Origin of the sequence: Ferrimonas sp. SCSIO 43195 (genome assembly GCF_023716685.1) — a bacterium.
GTDB lineage: Bacteria > Pseudomonadota > Gammaproteobacteria > Enterobacterales > Shewanellaceae > Ferrimonas > Ferrimonas kyonanensis.
This window is the reverse complement of record NZ_CP072679.1, coordinates 2,462,396-2,473,308: the sequence shown is the minus strand read 5'-3', so window position 1 is coordinate 2,473,308 and position 10,913 is coordinate 2,462,396. Positions and strand designations below refer to the sequence as shown.

General features: G+C 55.5%; 10 protein-coding genes and 1 tRNA gene. 6 read left to right on the top strand and 5 right to left on the bottom strand.

Features of this window, described 5'->3' with window-relative positions:
- Positions 1-105 precede the first annotated feature (105 nt).
- On the top strand, positions 106-444 hold the full coding sequence (locus tag J8Z22_RS11665) for an Hpt domain-containing protein (protein WP_028114827.1): 339 nt from the start codon (positions 106-108) through the stop codon (positions 442-444).
- A gap of 1 nt (position 445) precedes the next feature.
- Here the strand turns inward: J8Z22_RS11665 and yvcK are convergent, their stop codons facing one another.
- Positions 446-1,303 (bottom strand): uridine diphosphate-N-acetylglucosamine-binding protein YvcK, encoded by an 858-nt coding sequence (gene yvcK, locus J8Z22_RS11660; RefSeq protein ID WP_252006522.1) that lies wholly within the window; start codon positions 1,301-1,303, stop codon positions 446-448.
- 150 nt (positions 1,304-1,453) lie between these two features.
- Between yvcK and J8Z22_RS11655 the strand changes: the two genes are divergently transcribed.
- Positions 1,454-1,527 (top strand) — tRNA-Cys (locus J8Z22_RS11655).
- A gap of 914 nt (positions 1,528-2,441) precedes the next feature.
- Here J8Z22_RS11655 and J8Z22_RS11650 read toward each other — a convergent pair.
- Together J8Z22_RS11650 and J8Z22_RS11645 are read right to left on the bottom strand one after the other, a co-directional pair.
- A complete protein-coding gene (locus J8Z22_RS11650) occupies positions 2,442-2,957 on the bottom strand; it encodes a hypothetical protein (protein ID WP_028114825.1) in 516 nt (171 codons plus the stop codon).
- Complete coding sequence (locus J8Z22_RS11645) at positions 2,950-3,705, bottom strand: helix-turn-helix domain-containing protein (protein ID WP_028114824.1); 756 nt, start codon at positions 3,703-3,705, stop codon at positions 2,950-2,952. The genes J8Z22_RS11650 and J8Z22_RS11645 overlap by 8 nt, the downstream gene beginning before the upstream one ends.
- A gap of 428 nt (positions 3,706-4,133) precedes the next feature.
- Here J8Z22_RS11645 and J8Z22_RS11640 point away from each other — a divergent pair, with 428 nt between their 5' ends.
- The 3 genes from J8Z22_RS11640 (at position 4,134) to torR (ending at position 6,349) form a co-directional block, all read left to right on the top strand.
- Positions 4,134-4,931 (top strand): cytochrome c family protein, encoded by a 798-nt coding sequence (locus J8Z22_RS11640; RefSeq protein ID WP_245595635.1) that lies wholly within the window; start codon positions 4,134-4,136, stop codon positions 4,929-4,931.
- A 29-nt stretch (positions 4,932-4,960) separates the two neighbouring features.
- Positions 4,961-5,461, top strand: coding sequence for a hypothetical protein (locus J8Z22_RS11635; protein ID WP_252006521.1), 501 nt, complete (start codon positions 4,961-4,963; stop codon positions 5,459-5,461).
- A 159-nt stretch (positions 5,462-5,620) separates the two neighbouring features.
- The gene (gene torR, locus J8Z22_RS11630; protein WP_252006520.1) at positions 5,621-6,349 is read left to right on the top strand and encodes a two-component system response regulator TorR; all 729 of its coding nucleotides are present in this window, start codon (positions 5,621-5,623) and stop codon (positions 6,347-6,349) included.
- Here torR and torT read toward each other — a convergent pair.
- Complete coding sequence (torT, locus tag J8Z22_RS11625; protein WP_252006519.1) at positions 6,319-7,293, bottom strand: TMAO reductase system periplasmic protein TorT; 975 nt, start codon at positions 7,291-7,293, stop codon at positions 6,319-6,321. The two genes, torR and torT, sit on opposite strands and share 31 nt — an antisense overlap.
- Positions 7,294-7,370: 77 nt before the next feature.
- On the opposite strand from torT, the gene torS reads away from it, so the two are divergent.
- Positions 7,371-10,187 carry a TMAO reductase system sensor histidine kinase/response regulator TorS gene (gene torS, locus J8Z22_RS11620; RefSeq protein WP_252006518.1) on the top strand — a complete coding sequence of 939 codons (2,817 nt, stop codon included), beginning with the start codon at positions 7,371-7,373 and terminating at the stop codon, positions 10,185-10,187.
- A 72-nt stretch (positions 10,188-10,259) separates the two neighbouring features.
- Here the strand turns inward: torS and J8Z22_RS11615 are convergent, their stop codons facing one another.
- Positions 10,260-10,910: a molecular chaperone gene (locus J8Z22_RS11615; protein ID WP_252010475.1), complete on the bottom strand. Its 651-nt coding sequence runs from the start codon at positions 10,908-10,910 to the stop codon at positions 10,260-10,262.
- Positions 10,911-10,913 lie beyond the last annotated feature (3 nt).

The following is a 10,913-nucleotide window of genomic DNA, read 5'->3' as shown; positions in this document are numbered from 1 at the left end:
GGTTGCTGCTGCTATGTCGAATTGCCAATCTGCCGCCGTGATGAAAGCGGCTCATGGCACAGAGGTTGCAAAGTTAATGCCAGTGACATTTAACAAGGAGAGGTTATGGCGGAAATACTTAATGAGCGTTGCATCGACAACCTGGCCAGTGACGCCGGCTACGATCTGCTGGAAGAGTTGATTACGGTGTTCATCGATGAGATGGCCCACCGCGAGGTGCAGGTGCAGCAGGCGAGCCTGTTGCAGCAGTATCAGGACTTGGCCCACAGCATTAAGGGGTCGGCCATGACCTTCGGTGCCGAGGCGTTGGCTGAACTGGCCAAAGAGGTGGAATCCCGGGCCAAGGGTGGCGACAACGACGTGAGTGAACGAATGCCGGCGCTATTGCAGTGTCTGGCCCAGACCCGCAGTCGATATCAGGGCTACCTGGACCAGCTCAGCTAGTTCAACGTAGGCACAGCTCCTGCAGCGCTTTTCCCAGTCGAATGGGACAGTGATAGCGCTGTTGCTCGGCCAGCAGCGGCCGGTGCCAATGGTTGGGTTTGTCGAAGGCGTCTTTGCTGTGGCTGAGCAGGTGGTCAATCTGCACCCCGGTCAGGGTTTCAAACAACTGCTGCTGACGCTCAGGAGAGAGGTCGCCGACACAGCCGCTCTCGGCCGCCAGGTTGCTGATGAGGATGGTACGAGCCTGGCTGCGATTGATGGCACGCTGAATTTCGGGCACCAGGCAAGGGGGCGCCAGGCTGGTGAGTAAGCTGCCGGGCCCTATCAGAATCCGTTCCGCTTGCATCAGTGCGTCTACCGCCGCCGAGGGCGCTTCGACGCTGGGGTGCAGCTTCAGTGCCGTTGGCAGGCTGGATGCGTCGTCGACCGTCGTTTCGCCCATCAACTGTTGGCCGTTGGCAAACCGGGCCATCAGCTGTGTGGGGTGATCGGACATCGGCAACAACGTCTGTTTGACGTCCATCAGGCGACACAACACCTCAATGGCATCACTGGGGCGAACACAGAGGTTATCCAGAGCCAGCAACATTAGGTTGCCGAGGTTGTGGCCATCCAAATCCGAGTCATGATCGAAGCGGTAGTCGAGCAGCAGTTTACCCAGGTGATCATCGGCAACCAGGTTACTGAGGCAGTTGCGAATGTCGCCATAGGCGATGCCGCCAAAGGTTTGCCTCAGTTTGCCGGTTGAGCCGCCGTTGTCGGTGGTGGCGATGATGGCCGTCAGGTCATGGGGGTAGGGGGCCATGGCCCGCAGAACCCGGCTTAGGCCATGTCCCCCTCCGATTGCGACGATTTTCATGAAATCCCTGTCTATTAGTGCATCGTATTCCGTTGAATAATGACTCATTATTGCGTGACTTCAAAATAAATGAGTCAAAATCTCTGTGGCCACTTGAACCCGCGACCGGCATTTGCTTTAATGCGCTGCGTTCAAACACCATTGAACACTGGCGCGTTGGCAGAGTGGCTATGCAGCGGATTGCAAATCCGTGGACCTCGGTTCGACTCCGGGACGCGCCTCCATCTTCAAGAAGAAACGGCAACCTTAATCGGGTTGCCGTTTTTTATTGTGGTCTGGTAGCGGGCCTGACGTATTGATGTAGGAAACCATCCGTGGACCCCAATCATGGCACCGCTCGACTCCGAGAACGCGCCTCCACATTTTACGAGAAACGGCAACCTTATCGGGGTTGCCGTTTTTTGTTGTGGTCTGGTAGCGAGCCTGACGTATTGATGTAGGAAACCATCCGTGGACCCCAATCATGGCACCGCTCGACTCCGGGACGCGCCTCCATCTTCAAGAAGAAACGGCAACCTTAATCGGGTTGCCGTTTTTTGTTGTGGTCTGGCAGCGAGCCTGATGTATTGATGTAGGAAACCATCCGTGGACCCCAATCATGGCACCGCTCGACTCCGAGAACGCGCCTCCATCTTCAAGAAGAAACGGCAACCTTAATCGGGTTGCCGTTTTCGTATAAGCAATCCCCAAAACTCCTCCGTCGTGCCCGCGAACGCGGGTACCCAGCGTCTTTCAGTTAAATCTGTTTCGGGGTCATAGTTCGGCTGAATCAGACGGGCAATCTGGACGCTAACGTCGACCTATAGTGACGTCGTAAACTGTCAACGTCAGCTGGACGGTGGCGGGAGACTCTGAAGTGAAAAGGGAACATTTTGTTGGCGCGAGAACTGGCCAATGACCAGTTCGGGTCTACACTTACCAGTCCCTGTCGCAAGCGGGGCGTCGATTCACCGGTCGGGATCGGCGGGCAAGGTTTAGCAAGGAGGCCCGGTATGAAAGCCATACACTTTTTTCGTTTCTATCTGTTCTCATTCGCAATCTTGTTGTTGTTCCTGATGATGATGCCCTCGCAGGGCTGGTCATAGCAACCAAGATTGAGTGGCCCGCGATGGCCACTTTTTTTTGCCTGTCCGATGACTCAGTCTACCAATCGGCAACCGCAGACCGCGTTAGAGGGTTGGAAAAACACCGCCGCATAGCCCGCCTCATCGTTTCGCTCCAACAGACGCAAGGTCAGGTTATGGGAGCCGACGTTGGCCAGGTTGCTCTTGGCAAAGGAGTTCAGGTATTGCATGTGGGGCACCGGTGCGGCGTCGGCCTGGTAGTACTCGGCGTTGACCTTATCGATGGCCATCTCAAAGATGTTCTGCTTCAGGGAGCCATCCACGATTTGTCCGGTCATGGAGATGCGGGAGTGGGCTTTGCCGTCGTGGCCAAAATAGCGGTAACTGATGCTGGCTTGATCCTGCTTGAGAACAAAGTCGGCAATCAGATAATGCTTGGCGTCTTGAGGGCCGTTACGGTCATAGAGTTCGTTACGACAGCTCAGGGTCAGGTCCGCATCCATGGTATCGCTGTAGCGATTGCTGACGAGCACCGCCACCAGCAGTAGCAGCACAAACAGATTGATCATCCGAAAGTAGAATTTATTCACAAATGGATACCTGCTTCAGCCATTGGGGATTGATGAACTCCGGATCTGCACGAAAATCACTGATCTTCATGTTGCGGATGTCGCTGTGCTCGCCATCCCCGAACAGGGTCACGTTCAGCATCTGCTGGTCGTGTGACAGTGCCAGTTTAACTTTCTTCCAAGGAGAATAGATGCAGTGGCTCAAATGCTGGGTCAGATAATCGGCATACACCTGCATCGCTTTGACGTTGGATTGGGCGCTGGTGACAATTTCAACCTCCATCTGCTGATCAAACTCATTGCGGACCTCAATCACTTTGGTGGACAGGGGAGGGGCCTGATAGCTGTGGTTGAACGACTGCAGCATCAAGGGTACCGACACCAGCACCACCGCCAGTACGCTGAGGATCTGCATGGTGCGGACTACTTTCGGGGATAACTTACTCTGGCTTGGTACGTTCAGGGGGGTGTCGTTCAAGTTGGCGACGAATTGGTAGCCCTCCTTCGGTACTGTGTGGATGCAGTTTGCGGCGGGTTCTCCCAGGGTGTGCCTCAGAGTAAAGATCGCCTTTACCACCGCCGACTCGCTGATCACCGGCGCTTCCTCTTCGCCACAACTCAAGCGATATTTGCTTAGGGTGACACCTTGATGCTCTATCAACTGCGTAAGTACCAGCAGCTCACTGCGGGTCAGGGTTTTTGTCTCACCGGTCTCCTGATGCTGCAAACAGCCGCATTCAGGTAAAAACTTGAATTGTCCCAATAACATAAAGGGTTTCTTTTACTCTTGTAATGGCAAAGACATTGTAAAAACTTAATGTAGCAAGGACAGTGATCCGTGCCAACTTCTGCCTCAGAAAGTTCGCCTGTTGCCGGAACTGTTATCGGCGTCAACAAAGGCCAATTCCCTGCCAATGTGAGCTCGCTCCCACAGATTCCCATTATTACCGCAGAGGTAATCGCTATTAATGGGGAATATGCAGCATTAATGGCTGCCATAGTCGTTGGGAAGCGGCCATCACTCCGTTTGACCACTAATTTCTTATTTAGCATTTGTAATATTAGCATTATCTAAATGCCAAAAATTACCGAGATCCAGATCACATTATCAGCGCGGTGCGGTACCTAACATTGATATCGAAGCCACTGAGAGGGCTACACACGATTTAAACCTACTAAGAGGTAATGATGATGAGTATGGACCGTAGAAACGCACTGAAAAACATTATTGGTATCACCACCTGTGCCGCTGGCGCGACCCTGGTACCTTCCTTTACTGCTCAAGCCGCCGATGCTCCGGTAATTATGCCGGGTGACAAACTGGCCTACGCCAAGCTGGATCCTATGGAAGTGGCTAAAATTGCGTACCGTGATGACGTACGCAGCAACGGCTGTATGTATCAGGTATTCCATGCCGTAGTTGAAGCGCTGGCCAACTCCAGCAGCGCCGATGCCGACAAATTTGCTGCCATTCCGACTGCGCTGTCCGTATACGGCGGCGGCGGTGTGAAAGGCCAAGGCACCATCTGTGGCAACAACAACGCCACCGGTATGTTGTACGGCATCCTGAGCATCAACGGTAACGCCCCCGCGTCTCTGAGCAAAATCTCCTCTTACTATGAGCAGGAGGCGCTGCCTCGTGACGATGACGCTTTCCTGACCGCACTGGGTGTCACTAAAGCCGATTTTGATACCAATGTTAAAGCAAAAACCGAAGCCCGCAGCCTGCTGTGCCACGCTTCTCTGACCCGTTGGTCTGAAGCGGCAAACCTGCCAATCTCTAAGAAGGGAATGCGCTGTCAGTTGTTGTCCGCCACCATCGCGTATCGCGTGGTTGAGCTGCTTAACATGGAGTTTGACGGTGAAGATTTGGGTACTGTACCTGGCTTTACTGAGGAAACCAGCGAGTGTCTGAGCTGCCACACCAAGGGTGCCACCATGCCAACCTCCGTTATGGCCGGAATGGAATGTGATACCTGTCACGGCACTAAGTAATTGATGGCGATAGCGATAGGAGAATCCCTATGAAAAAGACAGTAATCGCATTGCTGTTTGCAAACCTCACCCTGGTAGGGTGTGGAAGCGACGATAACGACAATACCCCGGTAGATCCTGTTGATCCTGTGGATCCGCCGGTAACCGAAACCATCGCCATCGGTGAAGCCGAAAGCATTAACATCGGTACCCCGTCCTTTGAAGGGGATACCGGTGAGATGACCTTCACCCTGGCGACCGATGAAGGCGTTGCCATTACCGGTCTGGATACCTTTACCATGGCCTACGTTGGCCTGATGCCGGAGAAGGACTGGACTCACATGGCGGACACCATGGGGTTGCCTGCACACGAAGCGCACAAGTTCAGTTGTGATGCCGATAGCTGCAATGTCACCGTGGTTGAAGTGAAAGAAGGCTCCTACAGCCTGACTCCCACCGGTTTCTCCTGGGACGGCTCCCCGGACCGGTATAAGGCGCTGATTCACATCAGTACCGATAAGGTAGATAACGATCCAATGTGGATTGAATAATAATCATCATTGTTAGACTCGTTAGCCGGCGCTTGCGCCGGCTTTTTTGTGTCGGTAACGAAAAAGGCCAATTCTGTGTTTTACGGCCTGGGTCACTTGCAAGGGCCCGCGGCTTTAAGCAAGATCGAGGGGTGTTCATTAACAGAAGCGGTCTCGAGTATGGGTCATAATGGCCAGCGTATCCTGGTAGTGGAAGACGACCCGGTAACCCAACTGCGCCATAGCGGCTATTTTCAGCAAGCGGGCTATGAGGTGGAGGTGGCCTCGACGGCGGCCGAAATGCGACATCAGATGCAGCAAAGACCGTTTGATCTCATCCTGTTGGACGTCAATCTGCCCGATGAAGACGGCATGATGCTGACCCGGCAACTTCGTAGTGATTCCGACATCGGTATCATTCTGGTGACCGGACGCTGTGACTCGGTAGACAAAATTGTTGGTCTGGAGATGGGGGCCGATGATTACGTCACCAAACCGGTAGAGATGCGAGAGCTGTTGGTAAGGGTCAAAAACCTGTTGTGGCGTATCGCTTTGGCGGCGAAGCGCAGCGAGCCGGTTGCCAACGTGTCCCCGGCCGGCGCCCTGTCCTTTGCCGGCTGGTCGTTTCAGCCAGCCAGTCGCCAGCTATGGCGGGGTGAGCATCAGGTTAAGCTGACCCGGGCCGAGTTTGAGCTGTTGGCGGCTTTTGTTCAACACCCTCAACAGGTATTGGCCAGGGAGCGACTGCTGGCTCTGATCTCTCACCGGGTGGATGCTCCCAACGACCGAACTGTGGACGTGTTGGTACGGCGACTTCGGGCAAAAATGGAGAAACCGGATGGCTACCCGACCCTGTTTGTGACGGTGCACGGAGAGGGCTATCTGTTTGGTTCTGCAGTCACCTCGTAAACGGCCCTGAACTGGGGATCGGACAGGCTGTCGTCTATCCGTTCCTGACCGTTGTCCCGGGTTAGGCTCAAAATCTTCGGGCCAGACAGGGGCGGCAGCGACTGATTATCGGCAATGCCCACCGCGGCATCGATTGCCATCCTGCCTTGCAGTCGCATCTGATCGCTGTTCGCCATCAACACCTTGTGCCGAATCAGGCCGCGATAGACCGCGTGGGTCAGATAGGAACTGATGATCTGAGTGGTGTCGCTAAGACCGGCACTTCGCAGTTCATTGATGGCCACCTCCGCCGACACCGCACCGCCGATGATCAACTGAGGCGCCGGGTGGTCGGCCAGGTAATCGGTCAGCAGTTGCCGTTGAACCGCCACACTGTTACCGCCATAGAGGGTCGCGACGATCGCCAGTTTGTTCGGTTGCAGATGATCCAGCAGCCCCTGTTTCAGAAATTGGTTACCACCACGGCCTTCTGGACCTGGCATCAGCAGGGTGGTGACCGGAGTGTCCGAGGCAAGGTGGTCATTGATGTAGCGAGCCAGGTTTTGACCCATTTCATACCAGGACACACCAATGGTGGCGATGACACTGTCGGGCTCGACGGCATTGACTACCGCCAGGGTCGGGGTTTGCTGAAGTTGTGATCGAATCGCCGGGTCGAGGCGGTAACTGACACTGCCCAGCAGTATCACGTCGGCGCCCCATTGTTGGCACTTTCGATACTGGCTCACCTGCACCCCCTGGTTGCGGTAACCGCCAGCTTCCATCACCTTCAGTGTGATCCCTTTCCGTGTTGCCTGTTCCGCCATTCCCTGGTTGACGCTCAGCCAATAGGAGTCTTTGAGATGAGGGTATAGCGCACAGACTTTTAGCGGCTTGGCCTGCACCAGCGCGCTGGAAATTAATAAAAACGGGATCAACGCCAAGGCTCGGACAGGGGATTGCACCGGCTGTAACCTAAATTCGAGTACACTGTAATGAGTGTATCAGATATCCGTGGTTAGCTTTGATCTCTCATCGATTTTTGCCAAAGAGCTCACTGGCCAGCAAACTGCTGGTGGCGTTTCTGTTTGTGGCATCGCTGTCGGCGTTTTCAGCCTTCGTGGGTTGGATGAGCCTGTCGCAATTGAAAGACCGCCATGATGGCCTTGCCCAACGGGCGGTGCCAGTCTTGAATCTGTCCCGCAGCATTGCTGAGCAGGGGGGACGCATCGTCCTGTCCGGGCAGTTTCTGTCTCAGGTGCAATCCGTTAAAGAGCTGGAGCGAGTAAGCCAGGCCCTGGATCGTGATTTGACGGCGTTGGCCGGTCAGTTAACCCAGCTGGAGGCCCTCAAAGGGGAGCCGGGCAATGGCAATGCCTTCCTGGGAGGCGATGAGGTGCGGCGCATACTCAACCAGTTGGTGGAGGTCGTGGGGGAGCGCATCGAATTGAACCGGCGCTTTCAACGGGAATTTGCCCGGGTGAATCAGCTGGCTCTGGATGTGGCGAACCTGGTGGATTCGCAGTTGGCCAATGCCCAAACGGCCATCGTGGCACGCAGTTTGGCGTTATATCAGCCCCGTGGCAACCTGGCGCGTGAGGTGGATGACCTGGTGGAAGTCGATCTGCTGCAACTGCGTCGAATGAACGAGCTGAAGTACGATCTGGTTCGGCTGCGTCAACAACTGGTGTTGCTGCCACAGAGCGTCGATCCCATGGCGTTGGATGGCATTGAGCGACGCTTTAATGAGTTGCTGAGTTATCTGCCGTTGATGGTGGGGGAAGTTCAGGATCCGGAGCGTCGCCAAGAGATGACCACCTTGCTGGATCAGGTGGCCAGCGGACGGGAACTGTACAGTATGCGGCGTCAGCAGTTGTTGTTTGAAGATCGTATGGTATTGCTCAATGCCGACATTGAGAATGAGTTCAGTCAGCTCAATACCCGCATGGATCAACTGCTCAATCGTGCCAACCTGGCCATCAACACCGCTTCATCCCAGGCCGACGACGCCTATCGATTGTCACGGATCATGCTGGTGGTGATCGGATTGATGGCGCTGTTTATCGGGCTGCTGGTGGTGTGGAAAGTGGTGCTCAAAGATGTGGTCTACCGCATCAACTATTACACCGACGCACTGTTGCGTCTGAGCCAGGGTGAGTTGGATATCCAGGTGAGTCGCCAGGGGCAGGATGAGCTGAGTCGGCTGGCCGGTGCCATCGAGACCTTTAAAGACACGGCCAGGGCCAAAGGCAAAGCGGAAGAGGAGCTGCGTCAGCAGCATCGAGTGCTGGAGCAGACGGTGTCCGAGCGTACCGTGGAGTTGTCACTGGTGAACCAGAAACTCAGTGAACAGCTTAAGGTGGTTGCTAAGGCTCGCCGCCAGGCGGAGGAAGCCAGCCGGGCGAAAACCACGTTCCTGGCCACCATCAGTCATGAAATTCGAACCCCGATGAATGGCATCCTCGGCACCGCCGAACTGCTGGATCAAAATAATCTTACCGCCGAGCAACAGCGGCAACTGGACGTCATTCGACGCTCCGGCGAGTCTCTGCTGGAGGTGATCAACGATGTGTTGGACTACTCCAAAATTGAAGCCGGTCATCTGGAGTTGTGCATCAAGCCCATGGCTCTGGATGAACTGGTGCGGGAGGTCGCTGCCACCCTGTCGATGAACGCGGAAGAGAAGGGCATCGAGTTGCAGTTGCAACTGGACTGCTCATTGGCCGAAGGCTATCTGTGCGACCGAAGTAAATTTCGGCAAATTCTGGTTAATCTCATCAGTAATGCGATTAAGTTCACCGAACGGGGCCGGGTCACCGTCACGGTGGAGACACTGGGACGAGATCAGGGCAACGACCGATTGCGGTTATCGGTGGCTGACACCGGCATTGGCATTGAGGCCGATCGTCAAGGGATCATCTTTCAACCGTTCCGACAGGCCAGTCATCAACACACACCGGGCGGAACCGGGTTGGGGTTGTCGATCAGTAAGCGCATTGCCGAATTGATGCGCGGCCGCTTGAGTGTCGTCAGTGAACCGGGACAGGGCAGCACCTTTATCTTTGAGTTGACCCTGCAACGGTGTGGTGCGCCGGTGACGGCCCCTCAGGTAGCGGTGCCCGTGGCGCCGTTGACCCTGCTGGTGGTGGAAGACAACCCCACCAACCAGTTGGTCATTGCTGGCTACCTGCAGAAGCTGAAGCTGGTGTATCGAATGGCCGACGACGGCAAGCAGGCGATGCAGTTGTGCCAACAGGGGCCCTTTGACGTCGCCCTGGTGGACATCAACCTGCCAGATACGGATGGCAGTGAACTTCAGCAACATTTGCGGGATCTTCATCAGCGCCAGTTTGGCAAGGCGTTACCCTGCATCGCCATGTCGGCCCATGTATTCAGTGAGCAAGTGGATCGCTTCTTGGGGGCGGGGTTTGATGCTTTCCTGGCCAAACCGTTACGCCTTGCCGCGCTGAGCCAGACTCTGGCTGGTTATGGCGCCGATGTGGCAGTGTCGACGCACCAACCGGTGGCGGAGACGGCCGACTCAAACGGCATTCTTGACAGTCACCAGTTGCAGCAGGATCTGGGCGTACTGGGCAGGGAAGTGATCAGCACCATGATTGTGCGGTTTGAGGAAGACACTCAGGCACTGTTGCAGCAACTTGGGCAGGATAGCGACTGGAGCGCCGGGTTGCACCGCCTCAAGGGGGGCGCCGGTTCACTTGGTCTGATGGCGCTGTCTCGCTGGTGTGGCCGTCACGAGCAGGCCGCGAACCAACGACAGCAATTGTTGCCGCTATTGCGTCAACAGGTTGAGAGCGGTCTGGGCGCCTTAAAGGGGTGGTTGCAGCAGCAGGGTTAACCGAGGCATTGGAAGGCGGGCGGAGCGGCGATGATGATGAAGTCGCCGTTCCGCCGCCAAAAAGGGGGAGGATTATTGAAACAGTTGCAGGGTCAATGGGGTGAGCGTCAGATCCTGACGTAACCCTTCCAGCAGGCTGCCAGTCAGCAACGCGATGGCTTGATAGTAGTCACTGCTGGCTTGTTCAAACATCAGGGTGCAAAAGCGCAATCCCCAAGGCAGCAAATGTTGCTCCAAAAAGTCCGACAGCACCTTGAGGGCAATGCCGTTCTGTTGCTTTATCTCGTCTCCCAGTAACCCGGCCACCACCGATAACATCAGCCCGATGTGATCCACCGGCTCCCTGCTTTGGGTGGAAACCAGAATGCCATGATGCTGTAAAAAGGCGGCCAGCGCTTCGGTAGAGGGGCCACACAGCAGTCGCTTTTCGTGCAGGTAGGGCGAGCCCCACGGAATGGCTGCCAGCTCGCCCGGGCCGATGAACAGGCGGGTGTAATCGCGCTTCAGGGCCGGGACCAGGGTGGCATTGTCTTGCGATAAAGCCGGTTTCAGTAGGGCCAGCGCATCGCCACGGCTGCGGGCTTCACCTGTGGTTGGCCAGGTGTCCGAGACCTGATTGTCACGGAACTGATTCAGCAAAAACTCACTGGGTTCGAAATACAACGCGTGGTACAACACGTTTGCCTGAGCCTGGTAGTACGCCAGTTGGTCGGAATTGAGCATCAC

Bases quoted from the DNA above. Each gene is read 5' to 3' on its own strand.
- J8Z22_RS11665 (WP_028114827.1), top strand. From the start codon at position 106: ATGGCGGAAATACTTAATGAGCGTTGCATCGACAACCTGGCCAGTGAC.
- yvcK (WP_252006522.1), bottom strand. From the start codon at position 1,303: ATGAAAATCGTCGCAATCGGAGGGGGACATGGCCTAAGCCGGGTTCTG.
- J8Z22_RS11645 (WP_028114824.1), bottom strand. From the start codon at position 3,705: ATGTTATTGGGACAATTCAAGTTTTTACCTGAATGCGGCTGTTTGCAG.
- J8Z22_RS11640 (WP_245595635.1), top strand. From the start codon at position 4,134: ATGGACCGTAGAAACGCACTGAAAAACATTATTGGTATCACCACCTGT.
- J8Z22_RS11635 (WP_252006521.1), top strand. From the start codon at position 4,961: ATGAAAAAGACAGTAATCGCATTGCTGTTTGCAAACCTCACCCTGGTA.
- torR (WP_252006520.1), top strand. From the start codon at position 5,621: ATGGGTCATAATGGCCAGCGTATCCTGGTAGTGGAAGACGACCCGGTA.
- J8Z22_RS11615 (WP_252010475.1), bottom strand. From the start codon at position 10,910: ATGCTCAATTCCGACCAACTGGCGTACTACCAGGCTCAGGCAAACGTG.